Genomic DNA, 24,606 nt, shown 5'->3' on the forward strand with positions numbered 1-24,606 from the left:
TGAAACCGCACTACATCATCAACGGCTACGGTCCGACCGAAACCGTGGTTACGCCCCTGATCTGGAAAGCCGGGGCTGAGGATGAGTGTGGCGCCGCTTACGCACCGATTGGTAGCGTGGTCGGCGAGCGCAGCGGCTACGTGCTCGACAGCGACCTTAACCGTTTGCCGGTCGGCATCGCGGGTGAGTTGTACCTGGGCGGCGCGTTGGCGCGTGGTTACCTGGGGCGTGCCGGCGGCACCGCCGAACGCTTCGTGGCGAACCCGTTCAGTGCCGACGGCAGTCGTCTGTATCGCACGGGCGATCTGGTTCGCCAGCGCGAAGACGGCACCGTCGACTACCTCGGGCGGATCGACCATCAAGTGAAGATTCGCGGTTTCCGTATCGAACTGGGTGAAATCGAGGCACGTCTCAAGCAGCAGCCGGGTGTGCGTGACGTAGCAGTAGTGGCGCGTGAAGGTGCCAGCGGCAAGCAGTTGGTCGGCTATGTGCTGGCCAATGCCGACGGGGCTGTGGACGGTTTGTGTGAGCGCTTGCGCGAACAGCTCAAGGCCAGCCTGCCGGATTACATGGTGCCGGCGCACCTGATGCTGCTCGAATGCATGCCGCTGACCCCGAACGGCAAGCTCGACCGCAAGGCCCTGCCAAACCCTGACGCCGAACAGCGCCAGGCGTACGTGGCACCGGCTACCGAGCTGGAAAAAGCCCTGGCGAAGATTTGGCAGGACGTACTGAAAGTCGAGCGAGTGGGCCTCACCGATAACTTCTTCGAACTGGGTGGCGACTCGATCCTCAGCCTGCAAGTGGTGGCCCGCAGCCGCGTGCTCAAAGCCCAGGGGCTGGGCCTGAAACTGCGCGACCTGATGCAGAAACCGAGCATCGCCGAACTGGTGGCCAGCGTTCAGGGCGTGACGGTAAAAGCCTGCGGGGTGTTGGCGATGAACGCCGAGGTCAAAGGCGTAGCGCCGCTGTTCTGCATTCATGCAGGGTTCGGCACCGTATTTGACTACGAGCCACTGGCCCGGCGTTTGAGCGGTCAACGCCAGGTATTGGCGATTCAGTCGCGGATGTTGCTGGACCCGGCCTTCAACGATGAGTCGTTGCCCGGCATGGCAAGCGATTACGTGGCGCAGATTCGCGAGAAACAACCGCAGGGTCCGTATCACCTGCTGGGCTGGTCGCTCGGCGGTACGCTGGCGATGCTGATGGCCGAGCAGTTGGAGCAGGCCGGGCAACAGGTGAAGTTTGTCGGCCTGGTGGACAGCTTCGTGCCGTCGGCCAAGGTCGACGCCGGGGCTGCGGATGACTGGCAAGCCGATCTGCGGGATTTCCTGCGAGTCACGTTGCCGGATGCCGCGCCCGGTTTGAATATCGACGGCGAGGAAACACCGCCTAACCTGCGGGTGGTGTTCAACGCCGCCATGAGTGTCGAGCGTGGGACTTCAACCTATGTCGCATTGGGCGCTGATGAGCTGGCCCATGTGTTCAGTGTGGCCCGGCGACTCAAGCAGCTGTCGCTCAAGCTCAAGCGTTGTGGGCCGTTGCGGGTCCACCCGGTTTGCTGGTGGACATTGGGCCGGGAAGAGGAGGCGGGCGAACTGGCCGCGCAACTCGAACAGCCAGGCATGGGCGGCGAATGGCTTGATTGCGGGCACTTCCAGATCCCGCGGGATGAAACTTTCCTGTCGCAGGCTGAAGAAATGCTCGGCGAGATCGTTGAACCAGTAGCCATGTCCTGAACCTGAACACCGTCAGGGCGTTGCAAGACGCCCCGGCGGCCTGGAGATTTGAATGTCGTTGAACCCTGATATCGCCGCATTTCTGCAACTGGTGGGCAACGGTCGCGCCAGCGGCAAACGCGTCGGCATGCATGAGTTGAGCCCGCAGCAGGCCCGCGAACAATTCGATCAGTCGTCCTTGTTGATGGACGCTGGCGGTGAAGCCTTGGAAGTGGTGGATGAACTGCAATTGCCCGTGCGCGATGGCACGCGCCTGAACGCGAGGGTCTATAGCAATCACGCGGTGCAGGCAGGCGCCGGACGTCCGGCCCTGCTGTACTTTCACGGCGGCGGTTATGTGGTCGGCAGCCTTGATTCCCATGACTCGCTGTGCCGCGCGCTGGCCTCGATGGCCGATTGCGTGGTGGTGTCGGTGGCCTATCGCCTGGCACCGGAGTTTCGCTTTCCGACTGCCGCCGAGGATGCGCAGGACGCCTGGGACTGGCTGGTTGCCAACGCGCAACGCCTGGGTATCGACGCCACGCGACTGGCGATTGCCGGTGACAGCGTCGGCGGCAGCCTGGCCACGGTGCTCGCCGCGCAACTGGCAAACGCTGCAGTGCAGCCGCGTTTGCAGGTATTGATCTACCCGGTCACCGACGCCAGCCGCCGTACGCCGTCGATTGAGCGTTTCGGTGAGGGGTATTTGCTGGAGAAGGATTCCCTGAGCTGGTTCTATGAGCACTATCAGCGTGACCTCAACGACCGCCTCGACCCGCGCTTTTCACCGTTGCTGGCCGATGTTGCGCCGAACGTGGCGCCGGTGTTGCTGGTGCTGGCCGAGTGCGATCCGCTGCATGACGAGGGTGTGGCGTATGCGCGTCATCTACAAGCGTCGGGCGTATCGGTGGAGTTGAAGGTATATGAAGGCATGACCCATGACTTCCTGCGCATGGGCGCGATCATCGATGAGGCCGAAGAGGCGCAGCAGCATATTGCCGAGCGGCTGGCGCAGGCGTTTGCGCGGGGGTAATTGATGGAGTAAAAAAAACGCCGGCAAATGCCGGCGTTTGTTTGAGCGCTGAACGTGTTACCAGTTGTAGGTCACGTCGGCGGTCATGGTACGGCCTTCGCCGTAGTAGCAGTCCAGCGTACTGTTGCAGCCCGACACGTATTTCTCGTCGGTGAGGTTCTGCAGGTTGGCTTTGAGCTTCACGCCTTTGACGTGCAACGGCGATTTTTCCAGGTCGTAGGAGACCATGGCGTCATACACGGTGTAGGACGGGATCTGGAAGGAGTCTTCCACGTAGTCCGAGCCATAGCTGCTGCGCACGTAGCGGGCGCCCAGGCCTACGCCGAAACCGGCGAGGGCGGTGGAGATGTCGAAGTCGTAGTTGATCCACGCCGAAGCGGTCAACGGCGGCGCCATGGCCAGGGTGCGTCCCTGGCGACCATCGTTGCTGCTCTCCCACTTGATCTGGTTACGCGACACGGCGGCCAGAACGCGCAGGTTCTGCGTGACGTTGACCTTGCCTTCCAGTTCCACACCGCGGGAGCGCACGGTGCCGCTCTGGATGCTGAAACCCGGGTTGGCGAGGTCGGTGGTGAGCATGTTGTCCTGGTCGATCTGGTAGGCCGACAACGTGATGAAGCCGTCGATGGCCTTCGGCTCGTACTTGATGCCGACTTCGTACTGCTTGCCGGTGGTCGGTTTGAACGCGCCGCCGCTGACATCGCTACCGGTTTGCGGCAGGAACGATTCGGCGTAGCTGACATAGGGCGTCATGCCGTTGTCGAACTCGTAGCCCAGGCCGGCCCGGCCAGTGAACTTCTCGTCCTTCTGGTTGGAGTGGCCGCCGCTCAACGGTTGCTTGTTGTCGGTCTCGGCAAAGTCATAACGACCGCCGAGGGTCAGGAACCACTGGTTCCAGCGCAGTTGGTCCTGGGCATACAGGCCGGTCTGCTTGATGGTGTTGTCCCACTTGTATGGCGCGCGGAAGTTGAATTTGCTGCCATACACCGGGTTGTACAGGTCGATGCCCGGGCCGGGGTTGTCATAGAGGCCGAGGAACTTCGAGTTGAAGTGGTAGTAGTCCACGCCCAGCAACACGGTGTGATCGATATCGGCAGTCTTGAACTTGGCCTGGGCGATGTTATCGATGCCGTAGACCTTGTTGTGCTGCGACCAGTCCACGCCATAGCGGGTCTGGTAGCTTTTGTCGTTGAGACCGGTGACCGGGTTGGTCTGGAACGCGTAACCGTGCAGCGGCGCGACGTACTGGTCGTTGACGTCGGCGTAGCGCGCGTTCTGTTTCAGGGTCCAGACGTCGTTGAGTTCGTGGGCGATTTCGTAACCCACCACGAACTGCTCGCGGTGGTACTTGTTCACGTCCGGCTCGCCGAGGAACAGGCTGCGACTGATGCGCCCGTTCGGGGTGCTCTTGACCGTGCCGTAGGCCGGCAGGCCCTGGGCTTCCGGTACGTCGTGGTCTTTCTGGTACTGGCCGAACACCGTGATGGTGGTGCGGTCGTTCGGCAGCCAGGTCAGGCTCGGCGCGAGCATCATGCGGTTCTGGCTGGCATAGTCGATGGCCGAGCTGCTGTCGTTGACCACACCGGTCAGGCGATACAGAAATTCGCCCTGGTCATCAATCGGGCCACCGAGGTCGAAGGCGCCGTATTTGCGGTCATAGCTGCCGCCCCCGAGCACCACTTCGTGCACCGGGGTAGCGGTCGGGCGCTTGCTGACCATATTGACGATGCCGCCCGGCTGGTTCTGGCCGTAGAGCACCGACGCCGGGCCTTTGAGCACTTCAACGCGCTCCAGGGTGTACGGGTCGATCTGCAGCGAGCCGCCGGTGCTGCCGCCGCCGTAGGGCAAGTGCAGGCCGTCTAGGTACAGTGGGGTAGGGGTGAAACCACGCGAGGTCGGTTCGTCGAAAATCTTCACCCGTTCGGCAAAGCCGCCACCGGTAATGCCGGGTGTGTAGCGCAGGGCTTCGGTGACCGATTGCGAGCCACGCATCTTGATTTCGCCTTGGGTGACGACGTTGATGGTCTGCGGGATTTCCTTCAGCGCGGTATCGGTCTTGGAGCCGCTGGCGCTGCGTTTGGCGACGATCCCGTCAACCTTGCCCCAGGCCGATTCCTCGGCGGCGGAAATGTTGGTGGGTGCCAGGTTCAGGCTGCCGTCGCCGCTGCTGCGCGAACGTAATGCGATATTGTTGCCCTGGACGTTGTAGGCAATGTCGGTGCCTTGAAGCAACTGGGCGATGGCCTCGGTGGGTTCCAGGTTGCCGCTGACTGCGGCGCTGCGCAGGCCGCTGACTTCATCCGGGCTGTAGAGCACTTGCAGATTGGTTTGGCGACCGAATTCCTGCAACGCGCTCCCCAGCGACTGAGCAGGAATATTGATCGAGACTGTGGCGGCTTGTGCATGGCCGATCATCGTCAACGTCATGGCCATGGCACAGACGGCCGGCAGGGTTGAACGGAAGGAACGGCGGATCAGCAGAGCCTTGGCGAGCGGGTTGAGTCCGTGCGGTGCGGGCATTGTTCTTCTACTCTTCAAAGTGTTGACTGAGAACTATTTCTATTAACTATAAGTAAGACGTTGAGCCTTCTGAAAACCAGAAAGGCTCAACGCTTTTTTTTTACAGTTTTTTCACAATCAGGCAGGTTGCAGCTCGCTGACCACTTTTCCGGCGTTCATGCGCACCAGCTGGTCCGCCACATCGAAGTAACGATCGTCGTGGGAAATGACGATGATGGTTTTGCCCAGGCGCTTCAGGTCCGGTAGCAGTTCGGTGTAGAAAATCCGGCGGAAGGTCGGGTCCTGATCGGCCGCCCATTCGTCGAACACCAGCACCGGGCGCTCTTCCAGCCAGGCATTGACCAGTGCCAGGCGCTTGCGCTGGCCGGTGGACAAGTCGGTGGTGGTAAAGGAGCCATCGCGCACGCTGACTTTGTGGGCAATCTCCAGGCGTTGCAGGTAGTTGTTGGCGTCATCCGGAATATGCGTGTCGCCTTGCACCACGTCATCGAACAGGTAGTAGTCGGCAAAGATGGTGGTGAACAACTGACGGTAGTCGTCGCGGGTGAGCGCGGTGACCACCTGGTCATTGAGGCGGATCTCACCCTGCTGCGGCGCATACAAGCCAAGCAGCAACTTGATCAGGGTGGTCTTGCCGCATCCGTTTTCGCCGACGATGAAAATAATGTCGCCTTGCTCGATCTTCAGGTTCACCGGCCCGAGACGGAACGGCGTGGCGCCCTCGACAGCCGGGAAGGTGTACGACACATCGGTCAGTTCCAGGCTATGTACCGGTGTCTTCTGATGGCCCTGGTCGTTGAGCAGCAGATGCGGTTCTGGCGACGAGAACTGCTCGGACAAATCGGCAATACGGCGGAACGCGATTTGTGCGCGGCTGACAATCGGCAGCGTGCCGATGATGTGTTCCAGCGGGCCTTTCATGTACAGGAGCACCAGCACGAAACCGCTCATCACCGCTTTATCGGCACTCGGCCACAGCGATTGCAGGCAAAGGGCCAGACCGATCACCACAAAAAACAGCATTGAGCCCAGGGTTTTGGCCACGACGAAGATATTGACCGAGCGCACCTGGGTTTCGCAGATTTTGTCTGCGGTGGCTTCTATGCCCGAGACGAACATGCGGTGCCGGCGCGGGCGGTGGATGCGCAGCTCTTTCGCGCCTTCGGCGACCGCATGGTAGTGCTTTTGCAACTCGTCTTCATGTTCGCGGGCGCGCATGAAACCTTGCATGCCACGTCCGCGGGCAATGTATTGAATGACAGTGCCGATCATGATCGCCACGACCATCATCAGGAACATGGGCCAGGAGAGCATTGCCAGGTAGCCCATGCAACCGAGGGTAACGGTCATGGAAATAGCCAGCGGTGCGAAGGCGAAGGCGAAATCGCTGATAGTGTCGACGTCGTGGGTCAGCACCGGGATCAAGCGATGGCTGCGATAGCGTTCGATTTGAGCGATGGGGGCCGACAGCACTTTTTCGCCCAACTCTTTACGCAGTTTGGCGATGATGTGTTGGCCGACATAGTTGGTGCCGATGTCGGAGAAGATCGAACTGGTCAGCGCCAGCAGGCACAGGCCGGCGAACACCGCGACCATGGTGTTGCTCAGGTTGCCCTCGGAGTGCAGCACGTTATTGATGGTCGCCAGCAACGCCGTGACGCTCAGGCCGCCGACCATGCCGAGCAGGATCGAGCCGGTAACGATCAGCCGAAAGGGTTTGAGCAGGGCAAACAATTCATTGATCACCCCGCGTGTTGGTTTGCTCATGGAGGTTCCCTGCTTGAAAGAGCGGCGAAGGCCGGGGTCGGTCGCGGGCTTGGCCTGGGTGACGTGGAGGGCGCAAGCGCGCCGGCATGCGTTGCATGGCCGGATCGCGCTCATCTGTAAAACGACTGGAGAGGTGGTTAATTTAGTCGGGCGGCGGTGCTACAGATCCCGGGCGACACGCAAGCCAAGCCAGTCGCCGCGGGTGTCGGTATACGTTGCGTTGCGGTTGCCCGAGCGCGAGAACACCGGTGCTTCACCCCAGTCATTGCCGCGGATCTGGCGAACTTCGCACTTGCCGGTCAGCCGGGCGCTGCCATCGCTTGGCGCGCCGACATAGCTGTCGTTGTAGCAATCGGCGGTCCACTCATAAACGTTGCCGTGCATGTCATAGACGCCGAAGGCATTGGCCGGGAAGCTGCCAGCCGGCGAGGTGAAGTTGTAGCCGTCGGCAGCGCCATAGGTGTTCGCATGTTGGGCGATGCTGTATTCCTTGCCCTCATCGAACGGGAAGGGGAATGAACCGGTGCTGCCAGCCCGGGCGGCGTATTCGCGCAGGGACTCGCTGACCAGTCGATAATGCTTGCCGGTCTTTTTCGACAGCCATGCCACGTAAGCCTCGGCCTCGGGGAAGTCCATGCACACCGCCGGATGTTTGTCGGTGTATTGCTTGCTCGGGTCGCTGCCCTGGTAATCAGGGATGCCGGCCTTGCACGCACGGCCCGGGCGGGTATCGCCGTCGGGCATCCGGTAGCCGGTGTCTCTGAGGTAGGCAAACCATTCACGCTTGAGCACCTGGAAGCGGCTGATGGCCAGCGGTTTGGCGAAGGTCACCGGGTGCAATGGGCCTTCATCGGGTTCACGGCCGACTTCGTTTTCCGGCGTGCCCATGGTGAAGGTGCCGGTGGGCAGCACGACCATTTCCGGGCAATCCTTGCAGTCTTTGAACACCTTGCCCGGCTTGCTGGTTTCGGCTGCCTGCGCAAGCCCCGGCAGCAGGCTGGCGAGCAGGCCGGCGAGGGCCAGTGACTTCAAGGAAAAGCTACGCAGCTCACTGTTCATCATTTCTCTCGATAACAGGTTGAAAAGGAATGTGCGGTGTCAGGCAGCTCTAAGCTGCGTGCCAAGCAGCGCCATGAAACGGTCGATTTCCTGCTCGTTGTTCAGCAGGCCGGGGGCCGTGCGAATCACCGGGCCCACATCACGATGGACGGCGTCGGCGACCACGCGGTTTTGCATCAGGTAGGCGGCGACTTTGTCACTGTCCTTGTGCTTGATCCGGAAGAAGGTAAAACCGGCAGAAAGCTCTGGGCTCAACGGGGTAACCAGCTCGATTTGCGGGTGCTCCAGCAAGCGCTTTTTCAGATAGCTGTTGAGTGCATGAATGCGCGCCTGAACCTCGGCCTTGCCCAGTTCCAGGTGCAGCTTGAACGCCTCGTCGAGCGCCCAGCGATGCTCGAACGAGTGGTAGCCGCCGGGCGTCATGGTGGTCGAGAAAGCCGTGGCTTCGGAGAAGGTCGGGATGATCGGAGTCACGTATTTGACCTCTTCAAATCGGCTGCAGACGATGCCCGTGCCACGCGGGCCGAACATCCATTTATGGGTGCCGGCGATGAAGAAGTCGCAGTTCATCGCGGGGAAGCTCAGGTCGTCGACGCCGAAGCCATGCACGCCATCCACCACGTAGAGGATGCGATCCGCATCGCTGCGGCCGCGGTTGTGCTTATCCACCAGCGCACCGATGTCGGCGATTGGCAGTTTCACGCCGCTACCCGAATGCACCCAGCACATGCCCAATACACGGGTTTCGGGGCGAATGCTGCTGTCGATGGCCTCAAGGATTTCGGTTTTGGTGGCGGTTTGCGGGTCTTTGAACAGGCGGATTTTGCGCACGTGCGTGCCATCGCGTTCGGTGCGCAGGGCGAGGATGGTGTGGGTGGCGTAGTGTTCGTGCTCGGTGGTGAGAATTTCCTGATCGGGACGCACGTGTACGCCGCCGTAGATCATCGCCAGCCCTTCGGTGGTGCTGCCGGTAAGCGCTATCTGCCTGGCATTGGCTTGCAGGTAGCGCCCCGCCCAGGCCCGCACCTGCTCTTCGCGTTCTTCGATCACGCCCAGGTCCCAATCCATCGCCAGCCCCGGGTTTTTATCGAGGGCGGCGCGGTGCTTTTCGATGGCCTCACGCACCGGTTTGGGATGCGTGGTGATCAAGAAGTTGGAGAAGTGCAGGTAATCCGGATCCTGATTGAACAACAGGCGCAGTTGCGCCCATTTGTCCCGAGGCGCAGGCGCCTGTGGCGTCGCGTGTGCCAAGGCGGGCAAGCTGGCGGTCAGTGGCAGGCCGGCGGCGAGAATCCCGGCCTGCTTTAGAAAGGCTCTGCGGTTGCTCATGGTTTGCCAGCGCCCTGCTGCGAAACCAGCGCAGGCTTCGCGGCGTTCTGTACCTGATCCCAGACCCTGAGGAAGTTGCCGCCCCACAGTTTGGCAATGTCTGCTTCGGAGTAACCGCGTGCAAGCAACTCAGCCGTGACGTTGGGAACGTCGCCGACGTTTGCCCAACCCTTGACGCCGCCGCCCTCATTGAAGTCCGAGCTGATGCCGACATGGTCGATGCCGATCTTGCGCACGGTGTAGTCGATGGCGTCGCCATAGTCCTTGAGGGTGGCTTTCGGCTCTTCTTCAAGAATGCCGTAGAGTCGGCCGGCGTATTGGCCGAATTTTTCTTCGCTCCAGGCAGCAATGATCGGGTCGCCCGGCATCAGTGCCATCGCGAGGTTCGGCAGTGGAGGCAGGCCGAATTCCTTGCGCAGGTCGTTGAGCCTGTCCTGGGTCTTCTGGGTCAGCGGGCGCAGGTACTGGGAGAACCCCACCACCTGCACCACGCCACTGCTGTTTTTGATCAGTTGCATTTCCTTGTCGGTGAGGTTGCGCGGGATATCCACCATGGCGCGAGGCGCCGAGTGCGAGGCGACCATCGGCGTGCGGCTCAACTGCGCGACTTGCTCCAGTGCCTGGGTCGACATCTGCGAGACATCGATGATCACGCCCAGGTCGTTCAGGCGTTTGACGGCTTGCTTGCCCAGGTCGGAGAGGCCGCCGAGTGCGTCCGGCGAGTCATTGAAAAAGGGTAATGGGCGCGACGAATCGGCCCAGTCGTTGTTGCCGATGTAGCTGAAGCCGAACATGCGCATGCCGCGCGCCGTCCACAGGTCCAGTTGATTCAGGTCGTGGCCCAATGGGTAGGCGTTGAGCATGCTGATGAAAATCGCGAACTTGCCTTCGCCGTGCAAGCGGCGGAAGTCGTCCGGGGTGTAGGCAATGGCGACCTGGTTGGGAAAGTCGCGCACCATGCCGGAGATGATTTTGTAGCGGATCTCCTGCTGGTTTCGGGCCTCTTCGACGAACCCGGCGGTAGGTTTGTGCGGTGCGTTGGCACCGTTCCACAATTCCGGCCAGCCGAAGATCGTCAATGCCGCGCCGGACAGTCGGCCACGGTTGGCCTTGACCAGGTCGAACTGGCCCGTGCCGTCCTTGTCGGCTTCGTTGCCGTCAGTGCCGAAGTTCTGCATCAGGCTGACGTGGCTGTCGAAAGAAAGCATGCGCTCGTGCAGTTCACGGGCTTGCTCGACCACTTTGGCCGGGTAGCCGAGATCATCCTTGAACCAGATATCCCAGGCAGCGAAGCCGGCAGCGGCGCTGATTGCCAGGGCCAACGGCAGGCCAATATAAAGAGCCTTTTTTGAACGGGGTTTTGTCATTGCCATCTCGGTCAGGTTCGCCATCGAGGTTCAGGCGCGGGGCCTTTGCTATCTGGGATGAACGAGTCATCGGCTGAGGAATTTAGGCGGCGATCTTTTCCATGCCGCATAAATTTGTGTAACCAGCAAACGTTCTAGCTTGGATAAAGCCTGCTTCATGGCTGACACAGGTAGGGCAATGAAGATTTCTCGACGATGGTTCATGGCAGGCCTGGCGCTGACGGGCGCCGCCGTGCCTGCGGCTTATTTTGGGCATCGTGAATGGACGAAGCCGGATCCGACGATCACTCCCGGCGAGGCCTCGTTTGACGTCGCGGACGTGGCCGGGCAGCGCCTGGCGAATGCCTTGCGCGGTGTTTGGGACATTCGTTTCGAAGGCCGTGATGCAGGCCTTGAGGGCTTGCCGCTGAATGGGTTGCAGGTGTTGCTCGACATTGGTCAGAAAGGCCGTGGGGTGTGCGGTTTTCTCGATACGCCCGAGCGTCTGCGTTCCGGCGAAACGCCACGTTACCGAATTTTGGGCGATCTGGCCGGCGGCGATGGGGCGAAACTCAGTTGGCGCCTGATTGGGGCCAATGGCCATATCGACTATGAACTGGACATGATCCTGGATGAGGTCTGGGCCGACTTCGGCAATGCCGGCAGCGGTACCCTCAGTGGTCGCGCCTCACGCCTTGATCGTCCGCTGGCCTTGCCGGTCCAGGACAACCGTTTTATTGCGGTCAAGCCTCTGTTTCCCGAGGCGCGTGAGCGCACGCCACTGAATCCGACACTGCTGGCCTGGCTGATTTCGCCCGAGCACCGTCTGTTTCACCAGGTGTGGCATGCCACGCGGGACAAATGGCACAAGCTGGCCGAAGACAAGCGTGATGCCCTGCGTGGCATCGGCTGGCAGCCCGGGCCGCGCGACAAGGAGCGTGATGCCCGTGGGCCGCGCAAGGATCGCAACGGTTCGGGAATCGACTTCTTCTTCATGCATCGGCACATGCTCGGCACCGCACGCTCGATGCAGGATCTGCCGTCCTGGGAATATTTCCCGCTGCCACAGCCGGAGCTGATTCGCGACCGTGTCGGCTTTGCCCGTTATTTCGACAACCACGACGGCACTTCACTGCCGCCGACCTGGCTGGCCGCGGGTGATGACGCGTTCAGTCAATGGGTCAGCGACATCAAAACCGCCGAGACTTATCAGAGCAATTTCCAGGTATGGGAGTCGCGCTACCGCGATCCGGCGTATCTGGCCAAGCTTAGCCTCGGGCAGTTTGGCTCCGAGGTGGAACTGGGTCTGCACGACTGGCTGCACATGCGCTGGGCGTCAGTGCCACGTGACCCATCCAACGGCCAGCCGGTACCATTCGCTCGCGACCCCGCGGATTTCGCGGCGCGTTGGTATGCGCCGGAAAACGACTTTCTCGGTGACCCGTTTTCATCCCATGTGAATCCGGTGTTCTGGCATTTCCATGGCTGGATTGATGACCGGATCGAAGACTGGTTCCGCGCGCATGAGCGCTTTCATCCGGGTGAAGTCAGCCGGATGACGGTCAACGGCGTTTCGTGGTTTGCCCCGGGGCGTTGGGTCGAGGTCGATGATCCGTGGCTGGGGCCAACCACTCACGGTTGCAGCACCACGCAGGGTCTACAGGTTGGCAAGTCGGTGGAAATGGACCCGGAAACCATGAAGCTGGCGCTGCGCGTCACCTTTATCGACGACGAGAAAAAACTCGCCGGGTTGTTCCGGCGCGTGCCGCAACGACCGTGGTACGCGCGCCACATGAAGGCCAGGACCGAGCCGGCCTAAGGTTCAATCGCGGGCAAGCCCGCGATGCTTTTTTGCATGAGCCAGCGGCTTACAGCGTCTGCCACCCGCCACCGAGTGCCTTGTACAACGCGATGCTCGCCTGCAAACGTGACAGGCGCAGTTGCACATTCAGATTCTGCGCCGCATACAGCGTGCGCTGGGTTTCCAGGACCGTCAGCAGATCCTCGGCGCCAGCCTGATAGCGGCTCTGGGCGATATTGAACGCGCTCTGTGCCTGATTGAGCTCTTCGGTTTGCCACTGGCGTTGCTCATCGAGGCGGCGAATGCTGTTCAGGGCTTTTTCGACGTCGGCGAAACCATTGATGATCGCGCCGCGATAGGTCTCCAGCAGTTCTTCCTGGCGAGCTGTGGCCTTGTCGCGTTCGGCAGCCAGTCGACCGTTGTTGAAGATCGGCGCGGCCAGCCCGGCGGTGAGGTTGTAGAAGGGGTTTCGGATCAGTTCATCGAACTGATTGGCGCCCGAGCCGAGGCTGGCGGTCAGGGTAAGTTTGGGCAGCATGGCCGCACGGGCGACGGTGACATCGGCCTGGGCGGCGGCCAGTTGCGCTTCGGCGCGGGCGATGTCCGGTCGGCGGGTCAATAGATCGCTGGGCAGGCCGGCAGCAATCTGCGGCCACTGCAGTTGATCGAAGGTTTCCAGGCTGCGGGGCAGGTCCTGTACCGGCCGGCCGAGCAGCGCCGCGAGGCTGATCGTGGTGTCCTGGGCCTGTTGCTGGACCAGCGGCAGTTGGCGTTGCTGCGCCGCCACCAGGCTCTTCTGTTGGGCCAGTTCCAGGGCTGTAGCAGAGCCGGCATTGAAGCGGGTCTGTACCAATCGCAGAACGTTTTCGGCGTTGGCCAGGTTCAGCCCGGCGATCCGGCTCTGCTCGCGCAGGGACAGAACCTGCACGTAACTGTTGGCGACACCACTGAGCAGGGTCAGCTCCACTGTGGCCTGGTCGAATTCACTGGCCTGGAGGGAAAATTGCGCGCTATCGCGGGACGCACGATTGCCGCCCCAGAAGTCGATCTCGTAGCTCGCGCTGAGGTTGGCGTCGAAATAGTCCACCGCCTTGTTGCTGCTGTCGGCGTCCAACTGGCTGTAGCCATTGCCGCGCAGCAGTTTCTGGCGATTGGCATTGAGACCGGATTTGATCTCGGGCAGCAATGTCCCGCCGGCAATTACCGTGTCGGCCTGGGCCTGGCGCACCCGGGCGATCGCGGCGGCCAGGTCATGGCTGCCGGTTTGTGCCTGTTTGATCAGCTCATCGAGCTGCGGGCTGGAGAATCGTGTCCACCATTGCAAATCGTCGCGGGCGAGATCGTCCTGGTGCGGCGATTGCCAGGTGGGCGGGGGTTGCACGCCGCTGTCCGGGCGCTGGGCGGGCGTGCCGCAGGCGCAGAGCAACAGGCACGCGGTCAACAGGCTGAGGCGCGGTTTCATAGATCTGTCATTCACTGGTAAGGGCCGTGACCGGGTCGAGCCGGGCGGCTTTGCGGGCGGGCATGAAGCCGAAGACAACGCCGGTCACCAGCGCGCAGCTGAAGGCGCCGAGAACCGCCATCAAGGAAAATGCCACGGCGACTTCGCTGAGAATCAGCACGCCGCCGACGATCAACGCCAGGGCGATCCCGGCAATACCGCCGACCACCGACAACATCACGGCCTCGGTCAGGAATTGTCGCAGGATGTCGCGCTGGCGAGCGCCAGTGGCCATGCGAATGCCGATCTCGCGAGTGCGCTCGCGCACGGTCATGAGCATGATGTTCATCACGCCGATGCCGCCTACCAACAGCGAGATCGCGGCAATCGAGCCGAGCATCAGCGACAGGGTGTTCTGGGTGCGTGCCTCGGCCTGGATCATCGCGGCGTTGTTGGTCAATTGAAAGTCATGCTTATCGTTGTGCAGGCGCAGCATCAATTGCTCGATGGCGTGCTCCGCATCCTTGACCTTGCGCGCATCTGCTGCCGCGATGGCCACGTACTCCGGATTGCGTGTGCCGAACAGTCGGAGGCTGGCGGCCGAGTACGGTATGGCGATACGGTTGTCGCTGTCCGAATCTCCGGAGCTGGCGCCTTTTTCCGCGAGGACACCGACCACCTGAAATGGCACATTCTCGATCAGGATGTACTGGCCGATGGGGTGGGCGACATCCTTGAGCAGTTTGGTGCGTACCTTGTGGCCGATCACCGCAACCGCTGCTGCATTGCGCTCGTCGTCTTCGGTGAAGTAGCTGCCCTCGACCACTGGCCAATTGAAGATCGCCGGGAAGTTGGTGTCGTTACCGCCGACGTAACTCAAATGGTCGGCATTGCCGAAACGCACGCCGGCCTCGGCGCCGTTGACCGGCATGATCCGCTGTACTTGTGGCAGGCTGGCGAGTGCGTGGACGTCGTCGAGGGTGACGATCCCCGCCGGCGTGCGCGGGTTGGGCGCCGAACCGCTGAGGTAAATGATATTGGAGCCGAACGCGCCCATTTGTGCCATGACCTGACGTTTACTGCCTTCGCCGACCGCGAGCATCACCACCACTGACGCAACACCGATGATGATCCCGAGCAGCGTCAGCGCGGTACGAAAACGGTTGATCCACATCACCCGCCAGGCGGCGTGCAGGGCATCGAGCAGTTCACCTTTCCAGGCACCGGTGGCCTCGGCCCCTTCGCTCAGGCGATTGCGCAGATCCACCGCTTGCAGGGCGCCGGGATTGGCGCCGGGCCCGGCATCGGGCTTGTCACGGGCGCTGTCACTGATAATCAGCCCGTCGCGTATCTCGATGATGCGGTTGGCCCGCGCCGCCACTTCGCGGTCGTGGGTGATCAGGATCACCACATGGCCCTGGCTGGCCAGTTCGTCCAGCAGGGTCATGACCTCGGCGCCACTGTGGCTGTCGAGGGCGCCGGTAGGTTCGTCGGCGAGGATGATATGCCCGCCGTTCATCAACGCCCGGGCAATCGAGACCCGCTGCTGCTGGCCGCCGGAAAGCTGGTGCGGGCGGTTGGCGGTACGCTCGGCCAGGCCCAGGCGCGTCAGCAGGGCCTTGGCGCGGGCATGGCGTTCGGCGGCGCTGATGCCGGCATAGATCGCCGGCATCTCGACGTTTTCCTGGGCCGAGCCGGAAGGGATCAGGTGATAGCCCTGGAACACGAAACCGAACGCCTCGCGGCGCAGCCAGGCGAGTTCATCGCTGCCCAGTCGGGCGACGTTTTCCCCGGCGAACAGGTAGTCGCCCTCGGTGGGGCGGTCGAGGCAGCCGAGGATGTTCATCAGCGTGGATTTGCCGGAGCCCGAGGCGCCGACAATCGCCACGAATTCTCCGGCATGGATCGCCAGGTCGATGCCGCGCAGCACATCAACCTGTGGCGTGTCGCCGCCGCCGTAGGATTTGCGGATACCCTTGAGTTCGATCAGTGGGGTCGACATTCAACCCCCGCTGCCATCGGCCGGGCCGATCAGCAGGTGATCGCCTTCGTCCAGGCCTTCCAGCACCTGGACTCGCAGGCGGTCGCTGAGGCCCAGGCGAATTTCGCGCTGTTCAATGCTGCCGTTTTTCGCCACCACGCGGGCAATCTGTCGGTCGGCGCCGAGGCGTCCTTGCAGGGCGGCGACCGGCGCGGTCAGGGTGTCCCTGGCCTGGCCCGCGACGAAGAATACCTGGGTGGTCATTTCCGCCATCAAGGCGTTATCGGTGTTGTCGACGTCCAGCAGCACCGTGTATAGCACCACTCGCCCGGTACCGTTTTTGCTGGCGCTGCTAGGGCTGCCACCGCCCTGGCTGGTTTCGTTGAGCGGCTTGGGCGGGATCGGCAAAATCTGCCGTACGGTGCTGGTCCAGCGCCGCCCACCGCCGCTCAAGGTGGTGAAGTAGGCGGTCATGCCGGGTTTGACATGGCCGATATCGGCTTCCGACACTTCGGCCCATACGGTCATCGGCGAAAGCTTGGCGATCCGCAGGATCAGCGGCGTTTGCTGCTGGGCGTTAAGGGTCTGGCCTTCCCGGGCGTCCACTGCGACCACGGTGCCGCTCATCGGCGCATAAATGCGCGTGTAGCCCAACTCTGCCTCGTCACTGCGCAGGCTGGCCTTGGCCTGGCGGATCTGCGCCAGGAACATGTCGACCCGCGCCTGGGTGGCGCTCAGTTCGGCTTTGGCGGTTTGCACGTCTTCTTCACGGGTGGCGTTATCGGCCTCCAGGCGCTGCTGGCGCTGGTACTTCTGGCGAGCCAGTTCGTGCTGCGCGCGCTGCTCCTGCAACTGGGCCTGCAGGTTCTCGATGGCAAAGCGGCTCGCGTCGAGCCTGGCTTTTTGCGTCGAGGGGTCGATCTCTACCAACAGTTGGCCTTCCTTGACCTGGGCACCGGCCTCTACGTGAATCTTCTGGATCTGTCCGGACGCCTGGGCGCCCACGTCGACGTAGCGCCGGGGTTGCAGGGTACCCAGGGCCGTGACGCTGCTTTCGATATCGCCACGCGTCACAGTGACGGTCGCCAGCTTGTCCCGGCCCGGCGGCAAGACCTGCCAGGCAGCTAAAGCGATGACGGGGATCAGGCACGCGACCACAAGCAGGGCGCGTCGGGCAGGTCGAGGACGTTTCATGCAGAGTTCCAGCCAGGAAAGATCGGCCCGCAGGAGCGGGAAGCTGACTGGTAGACGAGGACATTGTCCGGGGATTTAGGCCGTTACATATGCCGTTACAGGTGTGTCAGGCAAAATAATTGGCCGGCGTTGCAAGTCTTGTTTAAAACTAGATGAGAATTACTATAAATTACACGCACCTCAAACTGCCATCATCGAGCTGCATCACCGAATCGGCCGTTATCTTCGTAATCAAAGGACCTAATGCCGCCTTCAGGCGGTCGGGAGTCATGTTGGAAAACTACTATCGCGAGCTGGTGTGTTTCCTCAACGCCAAGCTGGGCAACCGTCAGGTGGCCGAAGATGTGGTGCATGACGCTTATGTGCGGGTGCTGGGGCGCGCCAGTGAGGTCCCGATCGACCAGCCCCGGGCGTTTCTCTATCGCACGGCGCTCAACCTGGTGATCGACGGTCATCGGCGCAACGCCCTGCGCCAGGATGAACCCCTGGAAGTACTCGACAGCGAGGAGCGCTTTTCGCTTTCCTCGCCCCACCACAGCCTGGACCACGGGCAGCGCCTGGAGATGCTTGAGCGCGCACTGGCCGAACTGCCGGCGCTCTGCCGTGACAGTTTCCTGCTGCGCAAGCTCGACGGTCTGTCCCACCCGCAAATCGCCGAGCGCCTGAGTATTTCCCGCGCGCTGGTGGAAAAACACATCGTCAATGCCATGAAGCATTGCCGGGCGCGCATTCGTGAGTGGGATGTGCACTGAGTCCAGCGATAGCTAAATTTTATTTCATTGTCCTCGTCTCCTATCAACACACGACCTGTTGCTGTGCCTTCAGGTCTCTGAGGCTTTCCCGCCCCACTGCCACGGGGCTTATCCAGAGGACACTGGAATGACACAGGCAATTGCATCGCCCGCCGTTCACGACCTGATCGGTATCGGTTTCGGCCCTTCGAACCTGGCGCTGGCCATCGCCCTGCAGGAACGCGAGAAAGCCCAGGGCAAACTGGACGTGCTGTTCCTCGACAAGCAGGCCGACTACCGCTGGCACGGCAACACCCTGGTCACCCAGAGTGAATTGCAGATCTCCTTCCTCAAGGACCTGGTGACCCTGCGCAATCCCACCAGCCCGTATTCGTTCGTCAATTATCTGAAAGCCCACGGGCGCCTGGTGGACTTCATCAACCTGGGCACCTTTTATCCGTGCCGCATGGAGTACAACGACTACCTGCGTTGGGTCTCCGCGCAGTTCCAGGCCCAGAGCCGTTACGGCGAGGAAGTGCTGGCCATCGAGCCGATCCTGCATCAGCAGCAGGTCGAGGCGCTGCGGGTGATCTCCCGGGATGCCCAGGGTGAGCAGCACGTTCGCACCACCCGCTCGGTGGTGGTCAGTGCCGGTGGTACGCCGCGTATTCCGGCCTCGTTCAAGGGGCTCAAGGATGATGGGCGGGTGTTCCATCACTCCCAGTACCTGGAGCGCATGGCCCAGCAACCGTGTGTCGACGGCAAGCCGATGCGCATCGCGATCATCGGGGGTGGCCAGAGCGCGGCCGAAGCCTTTATCGACCTCAACGACAGCTTCCCGTCGGTGCAGGTCGACATGATCCTGCGCGGCTCGGCCCTCAAGCCTGCCGATGACAGCCCGTTCGTCAACGAAGTGTTCTCGCCGGAATTTACCGACCTGGTGTTCCAGCAGAACGGCAGTGAGCGCGAGCGCCTGGTCAACGAGTACCACAACACCAACTACTCGGTGGTGGACCTGGACCTGATCGAGCGCATCTACGGGATCTTCTACCGGCAGAAAGTCTCCGGTATTGCCCGTCACGCGTTCCGCACCCTGACCACCGTGGAAAAAGCCACGGCCGGGCCGTTGGGTGTCGAGTTGGCGCTGCGCAACAACGCCACCGGCGAAACCAGCCTCAACCACTACGATGCAGTCGTGCTGGCCACCGGGTATGAGCGCCAGATGCACCGCCAGTTGCTGGCCCCGTTGGCAGACTACATGGGCGACTTCGAGGTCAGCCGCGACTACCGCATCGTCACCGACGAGCGCTGCAAGGCCGGCATCTACATGCAGGGCTTCAGCCAGGCCAGCCATGGCTTGAGTGACACCTTGCTGTCGATTTTGCCGATTCGTGCCGACGAGATTGCCGCGTCGCTGTACGAGCATGATCGCAGCCGTGGCAAAAGCCGTTCGGTGCAGGACCTGCTGCTGGCCACCGCCAGCTGACAGGCTGTACTTGAACCTCGGGGCTTGCTGCTTATACTGTACAAAAAACCAGTATCGGTAGAAGCCCCATGCAGTTGATCGAAAAACTCAGCATCCTCGCCGACGCCGCCAAGTACGACGCCTCCTGCGCCAGCAGCGGCGCGCCCAAGCGCAGCTCGGAAGGCAAGGCGGGGCTGGGTTCCACCGATGGCATGGGCATCTGCCACAGCTACACGCCCGACGGTCGCTGCGTATCCCTGCTCAAGGTATTGCTGACCAACTTCTGCCTCTACGACTGCCAATACTGCGTCAACCGCCGCTCCAGCGACGTGCCCCGTGCACGCTTCAGCCCGGAGGAGGTGGTGACCCTGACCCTCGACTTCTACCGGCGCAACTGCGTCAGCGGGCTGTTTCTCAGCTCCGGCATCATCCGTTCGGCCGACTACACCATGGAGCAGTTGGTGCGGGTTGCCAAACTCCTGCGCGAAGAACATGACTTTCGCGGCTATATCCACCTCAAGACCATTCCCGAAGCCGACCCGGCGCTGATTGCCGAGGCGGGGCGGTATGCCGATCGCCTCAGCGTGAACATCGAGTTGCCGACGGACAAGAGCCTGCAAACCCTGGCGCCCGAGAAGCAGATCGTCTCGATCAAGCAGGCCATGCAAACCATCTATACCGGTGAACAGACCGTGCTCAACGAGCCCCGCGCGCCGCGTTTCGCGCCGGCCGGGCAGAGCACGCAGATGATCGTCGGCGCCGATGACACCGACGACAGCACCATCCTCCATAGCGCCGAGGCGTTGTACGGCAATTTCAAATTGCGCCGGGTGTATTACTCGGCGTTCAGCCCGATACCCAACAGCCCTAAAAGCGTACCCCTGGCAGCGCCGCCTTTGATGCGCGAGCACCGTTTGTACCAGGCGGATTTCCTGTTGCGCAGTTATGGGTTCAGCGCCAACGAATTGTTAGAAGGGCCCGGCGACCTGGCCCTGGATATCGACCCTAAATTGGCGTGGGCGCTGGAGCACCGCGAGGTGTTCCCGCTGGACCTGAACCGCGCCGAGCCGACGCTTATTGCGCGCATTCCCGGGATTGGCCTGCGCACCACCCAACGGCTGGTGGACCTGCGCCGCCAGCGCAAGATCCGCTTCGAAGACCTGGCGCGCATGCGCTGCGTGCTGGCCAAGGCCAAGCCATTTTTCATCACCAGTGACTACCACCCGCAGCAGGCGGAAAGCACCAGCATGCTGCTGCGCGAACAACTGCGTGACCGGCCGCAGCCGCAGCAAATGGGGCTTTGGGGATGATCAGCCTGGAATGCGACAACCTGTTCGGCACCTGGCGCGAGCAGGCGCGCTGGTTGCTCAGTCATCAGATTGACCCAAGCCATGTGAGTTGGGGCGTGGCCGAAGTGGCGGACCTGTTTGCCACGGACGAGCAGTACCCGGCCGAATGCGGGCCGTTCCAGGCGCGGATTCCCAAGGCACTGCTGGAGCTGCTGGAATCTGCCGCGTGTTACCACGGTGAACAGCGCTGGAGCCTGTTGTATGAAGTGTTATGGCGCGTAAGCCATGGTGACCGCACAGCGATGATGTCGGGGGACAAGCTGGGCAGCGAGTTGCAGCGGCGGATCAAGCAGGTGCAGCGCGAGGCCCATCACCTGCATGCGTTTGTGCGGTTTATCGCATTGCCGGCAGAGGCGGGGCCGCAGTTGCCGGAGTATGTAGCGTGGCATGAGCCGGCCCACGATATCTTGAAGGTGGCCAGCCAGCATTTTGTCGGGCGCATGGGGCGCCATCGCTGGATGATCGCCACGCCTTTGGATGGGGTTTATTACGATGGGGAGCGGTTGATCCATCAACGGCAATGCCCGGCGCAATGGCAGGCGTTAGCGCAGAATGTCGAGGACCCCCACAGTGCGATGTGGCTGACGTACTACAGCCATATCTTTAACCCGGCGCGGTTGAACCCCAAGGTAATGGAAGGGCATTTGCCGAGTCGGTTCTGGAAGAATCTGCCGGAGGGCAAGTTGATCCCGGGTTTGATCAGCGAGGCGCGTACGGGTAAGCAGCGCGATGGGCAGGCGAAGTTGATTGGGGCCAGGCCGGGCAAGCGAATCTCAAGCGGACCCGGTTAATGTAGGAGCGGGCTTTTGTGATGAGCGGGCTTTTGTAGTGAGCGGGCTTGCCCCGCGCTGGGCTGCGAAGCAGCCCCAATAAACTCACCGAGTTCTTTCAGACGGAACCGGAGCGCAGGTTTTAGGGCCGCTTCGCAGCCCAGCGCGGGGCAAGCCCGCTCACCACAGTAATGTGTGTGGTTTTAGCAGGTGGTGTTCAGGCCAGTTCCGTAGCGGTATTTTTCACCACAGCCAACTCCGGGTGCGCCACCAGTTTATCGATGTGCAATTCATCGTTGTTCAACCAGGTTTCCGTCAACACCCGGTAGTGCTCCATGTCCCGGCAGCGCATGCGCAAACTGTAGTCGAAAGGCCCGCTGATCAACTGGCATTCGAAGACTTGCGGGCAGGCTTTGACGCACGCCTCAAACGCCTTTTGCGCCGAGCGCCCGCTCTGGTTGGACAGGGCCACCAGCACCAGCAATGACAACCCCGGCGAAACCAGCTGCACATCGATGATCGCCCCGTAACCCCGGATGACCCCACGTCGCTCCAGCTTGCGCACCCGCTCCAGGCATGGCCTGGGCGTCAGGTGCACCAGCGACGAGAGTCGTTCGTAGGTGATGCGGCCCTGGTGCCGCAACACGTCGATGATGGCTTCATCGATGCGGTCCAGTGCAGGGGAGGCGTTTGGTCCGGTGGCCTTGGTATCCATGGTGTCTGGTGTTCACTTCAATCGGTTGGAAAGAAATTGCTGCAAGCGTTCGCTGTTTGGCTGATCGAGGATCTCGGCTCCACCTTGTTCCTCAACACGGCCCTGGTGCAGAAACAACACTTGGCTGGACACCTGCCGGGCAAAGCCCATTTCGTGGGTGACCATGAGCATGGTACGACCTTCCTCAGCCAACGTCTGTATGACTTTAAGCACTTCTCCTACAAGTTCCGGGTCGAGCGCCGAGGTGGGCTCGTCGAACAGAATAATCTCCGGCTCCATCGCCAGGGCCCGGGCGATGGCCACGCGCTGTTGCTGGCCACCGGAGAGGAATGCCGGGTATTGGTCGGCCACACGGCCCGGCAGGCCTACCTTGTCGAGGTACAGGCGTGCACGTTTTTCGGCCTCTGCGGCGCTCACGCCCAACGCCCGGCGCGGGGCCAGGGTGATGTTTTCCAGCACCGTCATGTGGCTCCACAGGTTGAAATGCTGGAACACCATGGCCAGGCGGGTGCGCAGGTTCTGCAATTGCGCCTGGTGCGGTGCGCGGGTGCCGGCGCGGCCTTGCTGCATTTCGATGCTGATGCCGTCCAGGGTGATGACCCCGGCGTCCGGCTGTTCGAGGAAGTTGATGCAGCGCAGCATGGTGCTTTTGCCGGAGCCGCTGGCGCCGATCAGGCTGATCACGTCGCCGTTGCGTGCGTTGAGCGAGACGCCCTTGAGCACCTCATGTTCGCCATAGCGTTTGTGCAGGCCTTCGACCTGGAGTTTGATGTTGGCGTTTTCGGCCACGGCCACCGGTTTGGCGGCCGGGCGTACATCGGTGGGGTAAGCGGCCAGGGCCTGCGCGGACTGATTCATGGGTTAGCCTCGGGTAGGAACAAGAAAACGCATCCAGCGACGTTCGGCCAGTCGAAACAGGCCCACCAGTGCAAAGGACAGCAGCATGTACAACAGGGCCGCGATACCGAATGCCTGGAACGTGAGGAACGTTTCGGCGTTGGCATCGCGGGCCACTTTCAGGATGTCGGCGATGGTGGCGGTGAACGCCAGGGAGGTGGCGTGCAGCATCAGGATCATTTCGTTGCTGTAGGCCGGCAGTGCGCGGCGCAGTGCAGCGGGCACCACCACAAACAGGTTCAGGCGCCAGCCGTGCAGGCCGTAGGCCTTGGCGGCTTCGATTTCCCCGTGAGGGATGTTGCGAATCGCCCCTGCGAAGATTTCTACGGTGTAGGCGCAGGTGTTCAGCACAAACGCCAGCAGCGTGCAGTTCAGCGCATTGCGGAAAAACTGGTTGAGCAGGGCGTTGTCCTGCACCACGTCGAGGCCGTAGAGGCCGGTGTAGCAAATCAGCAACTGGATATACAGCGGCGTGCCGCGAAACAGGTAGGTGTAGACCTCCACCGGCCAGCGGATCCAGAAGTGTTCCGATACCCGTGCGATCGCCAGCGGGATCGACAGGAAGAAGCCCAGCACCACCGAGATAATAAATAGCCACAGGGTCATGGCCACGCCGGAAAAGCCGTTGCCGTCGGTGAACAGGTAGGCCAGGCCGTATTGCTGGATCAGTTCGATCATCGCGCCATCCCCTTGATGCCCACGTTGTAACGCCGTTCGAGGCGTTTAAAGATGCGGTTGGAGAGAGTGGTGATCACCAGGTACACCAGGCCCGCGAGGATCAGGAAATACAGCGGGTCGTTGGTGGTCTTGCCGGCGTTCTGCGCGGCCTTGACCAGGTCCGACAGGCCGATGATCGACACCAGCGCCGTGGACTTGAGCAACACCAGCCAGTTATTGCCCAGGCCCGGCAACGCGAAGCGCATCAGTTGCGGGAACAGCACCAGGCGAAAGCGCTGCCAGCGGCTCAGGCCGTAGGCGGTCGCAGCTTCCAGTTGGCCAGCCGGCACGCTGAGGATCGCCCCGCGAAAGTTCTCGGTGAAGTACGCACCGTAGATAAAACCGAGGGTGATGACACCGGCGGTAAACGGGTCGATTTCGAAGTAGGCCCAGCCAAGCATTTCGCTCAGGTCGTTCAGCCACAGTTGCAGGCTGTAGAAGATCAGCAGGATCAGTACCAGGTCCGGCACGCTGCGGATCAGCGTGGTGTAGAGCGTGGCCGGAACCCGCAGCAGCTTGACGCTGGAGAGTTTGGCACCCGCCGCGATCAGTCCCAGGGACAGGCTCAGGAGCAGCGCCAGGAACGCCAGCTTGACCGTCATCCAGGCACCCTGGGCCAGCAGCGGGCCGAAGCCCTGCAAGTTGAGGAGTTCATTCATGGAGGGGAGATCTCTGTGGGGCTCAGACGTCCCCTGTAGGAGCCGGCTTGCCGGCGATGGGGCCGTCGAGTTCAGCGCAATGCTTCAGGCAGCCATCGCTGGCAAGCCAGCTCC

The 24,606-nt window shown here is 61.8% G+C and carries 19 protein-coding genes (1 of these 19 running past the window's edge); 7 read left to right on the forward strand and 12 right to left on the reverse strand.

The window, feature by feature from the left end:
• Together ACZRN6_RS19625 and ACZRN6_RS19630 are read left to right on the forward strand one after the other, a co-directional pair.
• A protein-coding gene (locus ACZRN6_RS19625; RefSeq protein WP_464008584.1) for a non-ribosomal peptide synthase/polyketide synthase crosses the window boundary here: on the forward strand, positions 1-1,739 show its 3' end. It extends 13,273 nt beyond the left edge of the window; 1,739 of the gene's 15,012 nt are visible here — the last part of the coding sequence; its start codon lies beyond the left edge, outside the window; the stop codon is at positions 1,737-1,739.
• 52 nt (positions 1,740-1,791) lie between these two features.
• Entirely contained in the window at positions 1,792-2,751 is a 960-nt protein-coding gene (locus ACZRN6_RS19630; protein WP_464008585.1) for an alpha/beta hydrolase, read from the forward strand.
• Positions 2,752-2,808: 57 nt separating this feature from the next.
• Here ACZRN6_RS19630 and ACZRN6_RS19635 read toward each other — a convergent pair whose 3' ends face one another.
• The 5 genes from ACZRN6_RS19635 to pvdM form a co-directional block, all read right to left on the reverse strand.
• Positions 2,809-5,271, reverse strand: a complete 2,463-nt coding sequence (locus tag ACZRN6_RS19635) for a TonB-dependent siderophore receptor (protein ID WP_464008586.1) — start codon at positions 5,269-5,271, stop codon at positions 2,809-2,811.
• A gap of 117 nt (positions 5,272-5,388) precedes the next feature.
• Positions 5,389-7,038 (reverse strand): cyclic peptide export ABC transporter, encoded by a 1,650-nt coding sequence (locus tag ACZRN6_RS19640; RefSeq protein WP_464008587.1) that lies wholly within the window; start codon positions 7,036-7,038, stop codon positions 5,389-5,391.
• A 159-nt stretch (positions 7,039-7,197) separates the two neighbouring features.
• Entirely contained in the window at positions 7,198-8,097 is a 900-nt protein-coding gene (gene pvdO / locus ACZRN6_RS19645; protein ID WP_464008588.1) for a dihydropyoverdine dehydrogenase, read from the reverse strand.
• A gap of 39 nt (positions 8,098-8,136) precedes the next feature.
• On the reverse strand, positions 8,137-9,426 hold the full coding sequence (gene pvdN, locus ACZRN6_RS19650; RefSeq protein ID WP_464008589.1) for a pyoverdine-tailoring periplasmic protein PvdN: 1,290 nt from the start codon (positions 9,424-9,426) through the stop codon (positions 8,137-8,139).
• Positions 9,423-10,793 carry a pyoverdine-tailoring dipeptidase-like protein PvdM gene (gene pvdM / locus ACZRN6_RS19655; RefSeq protein ID WP_464008590.1) on the reverse strand — a complete coding sequence of 457 codons (1,371 nt, stop codon included), beginning with the start codon at positions 10,791-10,793 and terminating at the stop codon, positions 9,423-9,425. Before pvdM ends, pvdN begins: the two co-directional genes overlap by 4 nt.
• Positions 10,794-10,971: 178 nt before the next feature.
• Here pvdM and pvdP point away from each other — a divergent pair, with 178 nt between their 5' ends.
• Positions 10,972-12,591: a pyoverdine maturation tyrosinase PvdP gene (gene pvdP / locus ACZRN6_RS19660; RefSeq protein WP_464008591.1), complete on the forward strand. Its 1,620-nt coding sequence runs from the start codon at positions 10,972-10,974 to the stop codon at positions 12,589-12,591.
• Positions 12,592-12,640: 49 nt separating this feature from the next.
• Here pvdP and ACZRN6_RS19665 read toward each other — a convergent pair whose 3' ends face one another.
• Genes ACZRN6_RS19665 through ACZRN6_RS19675 form a run of 3 tightly spaced genes read right to left on the reverse strand, consistent with a single transcriptional unit; the run spans position 12,641 to position 17,189 of the window.
• Complete coding sequence (locus ACZRN6_RS19665) at positions 12,641-14,035, reverse strand: efflux transporter outer membrane subunit (RefSeq protein WP_464008592.1); 1,395 nt, start codon at positions 14,033-14,035, stop codon at positions 12,641-12,643.
• A 7-nt stretch (positions 14,036-14,042) separates the two neighbouring features.
• A complete protein-coding gene (locus tag ACZRN6_RS19670; protein WP_464008593.1) occupies positions 14,043-16,016 on the reverse strand; it encodes a MacB family efflux pump subunit in 1,974 nt (657 codons plus the stop codon).
• Positions 16,017-17,189: an efflux RND transporter periplasmic adaptor subunit gene (locus tag ACZRN6_RS19675; protein ID WP_322146220.1), complete on the reverse strand. Its 1,173-nt coding sequence runs from the start codon at positions 17,187-17,189 to the stop codon at positions 16,017-16,019. It abuts the gene before it with no gap.
• 269 nt (positions 17,190-17,458) lie between these two features.
• Between ACZRN6_RS19675 and ACZRN6_RS19680 the strand changes: the two genes are divergently transcribed.
• From ACZRN6_RS19680 to ACZRN6_RS19695, 4 genes are all read left to right on the forward strand, one after another.
• Entirely contained in the window at positions 17,459-17,941 is a 483-nt protein-coding gene (locus tag ACZRN6_RS19680; protein ID WP_322146219.1) for a sigma-70 family RNA polymerase sigma factor, read from the forward strand.
• Positions 17,942-18,068: 127 nt separating this feature from the next.
• Positions 18,069-19,406 (forward strand): lysine N(6)-hydroxylase/L-ornithine N(5)-oxygenase family protein, encoded by a 1,338-nt coding sequence (locus ACZRN6_RS19685; RefSeq protein WP_464008594.1) that lies wholly within the window; start codon positions 18,069-18,071, stop codon positions 19,404-19,406.
• A 68-nt stretch (positions 19,407-19,474) separates the two neighbouring features.
• A complete protein-coding gene (locus tag ACZRN6_RS19690) occupies positions 19,475-20,695 on the forward strand; it encodes a putative DNA modification/repair radical SAM protein (RefSeq protein ID WP_464008595.1) in 1,221 nt (406 codons plus the stop codon).
• Positions 20,692-21,525 carry a TIGR03915 family putative DNA repair protein gene (locus tag ACZRN6_RS19695; RefSeq protein ID WP_464008596.1) on the forward strand — a complete coding sequence of 278 codons (834 nt, stop codon included), beginning with the start codon at positions 20,692-20,694 and terminating at the stop codon, positions 21,523-21,525. Before ACZRN6_RS19690 ends, ACZRN6_RS19695 begins: the two co-directional genes overlap by 4 nt.
• Before the next feature lie 196 nt (positions 21,526-21,721).
• Here ACZRN6_RS19695 and ACZRN6_RS19700 read toward each other — a convergent pair whose 3' ends face one another.
• From ACZRN6_RS19700 to ACZRN6_RS19715, 4 genes are read right to left on the reverse strand one after another with little or no spacing between them, the layout of a single operon-like run.
• A complete protein-coding gene (locus tag ACZRN6_RS19700) occupies positions 21,722-22,219 on the reverse strand; it encodes an Lrp/AsnC family transcriptional regulator (RefSeq protein ID WP_322146215.1) in 498 nt (165 codons plus the stop codon).
• Between the two features lie 12 nt (positions 22,220-22,231).
• Entirely contained in the window at positions 22,232-23,077 is an 846-nt protein-coding gene (locus ACZRN6_RS19705) for an ABC transporter ATP-binding protein (RefSeq protein WP_322146214.1), read from the reverse strand.
• A 3-nt stretch (positions 23,078-23,080) separates the two neighbouring features.
• On the reverse strand, positions 23,081-23,794 hold the full coding sequence (locus ACZRN6_RS19710) for an ABC transporter permease (protein WP_008434490.1): 714 nt from the start codon (positions 23,792-23,794) through the stop codon (positions 23,081-23,083).
• Entirely contained in the window at positions 23,791-24,492 is a 702-nt protein-coding gene (locus ACZRN6_RS19715) for an ABC transporter permease (RefSeq protein WP_464008597.1), read from the reverse strand. Before ACZRN6_RS19715 ends, ACZRN6_RS19710 begins: the two co-directional genes overlap by 4 nt.
• Between the last annotated feature and the right edge of the window lie 114 nt (positions 24,493-24,606).

It is taken from the genome of Pseudomonas sp. A125 (genome assembly GCF_055409485.1).

Bases quoted from the DNA above. Each gene is read 5' to 3' on its own strand.
- ACZRN6_RS19630 (WP_464008585.1), top strand. From the start codon at position 1,792: ATGTCGTTGAACCCTGATATCGCCGCATTTCTGCAACTGGTGGGCAAC.
- ACZRN6_RS19635 (WP_464008586.1), bottom strand. From the start codon at position 5,271: ATGCCCGCACCGCACGGACTCAACCCGCTCGCCAAGGCTCTGCTGATC.
- ACZRN6_RS19640 (WP_464008587.1), bottom strand. From the start codon at position 7,038: ATGAGCAAACCAACACGCGGGGTGATCAATGAATTGTTTGCCCTGCTC.
- pvdO (WP_464008588.1), bottom strand. From the start codon at position 8,097: ATGAACAGTGAGCTGCGTAGCTTTTCCTTGAAGTCACTGGCCCTCGCC.
- pvdN (WP_464008589.1), bottom strand. From the start codon at position 9,426: ATGAGCAACCGCAGAGCCTTTCTAAAGCAGGCCGGGATTCTCGCCGCC.
- pvdM (WP_464008590.1), bottom strand. From the start codon at position 10,793: ATGACAAAACCCCGTTCAAAAAAGGCTCTTTATATTGGCCTGCCGTTG.
- pvdP (WP_464008591.1), top strand. From the start codon at position 10,972: ATGAAGATTTCTCGACGATGGTTCATGGCAGGCCTGGCGCTGACGGGC.
- ACZRN6_RS19665 (WP_464008592.1), bottom strand. From the start codon at position 14,035: ATGAAACCGCGCCTCAGCCTGTTGACCGCGTGCCTGTTGCTCTGCGCC.
- ACZRN6_RS19670 (WP_464008593.1), bottom strand. From the start codon at position 16,016: ATGTCGACCCCACTGATCGAACTCAAGGGTATCCGCAAATCCTACGGC.
- ACZRN6_RS19675 (WP_322146220.1), bottom strand. From the start codon at position 17,189: ATGAAACGTCCTCGACCTGCCCGACGCGCCCTGCTTGTGGTCGCGTGC.
- ACZRN6_RS19680 (WP_322146219.1), top strand. From the start codon at position 17,459: ATGTTGGAAAACTACTATCGCGAGCTGGTGTGTTTCCTCAACGCCAAG.
- ACZRN6_RS19685 (WP_464008594.1), top strand. From the start codon at position 18,069: ATGACACAGGCAATTGCATCGCCCGCCGTTCACGACCTGATCGGTATC.
- ACZRN6_RS19690 (WP_464008595.1), top strand. From the start codon at position 19,475: ATGCAGTTGATCGAAAAACTCAGCATCCTCGCCGACGCCGCCAAGTAC.
- ACZRN6_RS19695 (WP_464008596.1), top strand. From the start codon at position 20,692: ATGATCAGCCTGGAATGCGACAACCTGTTCGGCACCTGGCGCGAGCAG.
- ACZRN6_RS19700 (WP_322146215.1), bottom strand. From the start codon at position 22,219: ATGGATACCAAGGCCACCGGACCAAACGCCTCCCCTGCACTGGACCGC.
- ACZRN6_RS19705 (WP_322146214.1), bottom strand. From the start codon at position 23,077: ATGAATCAGTCCGCGCAGGCCCTGGCCGCTTACCCCACCGATGTACGC.
- ACZRN6_RS19710 (WP_008434490.1), bottom strand. From the start codon at position 23,794: ATGATCGAACTGATCCAGCAATACGGCCTGGCCTACCTGTTCACCGAC.
- ACZRN6_RS19715 (WP_464008597.1), bottom strand. From the start codon at position 24,492: ATGAATGAACTCCTCAACTTGCAGGGCTTCGGCCCGCTGCTGGCCCAG.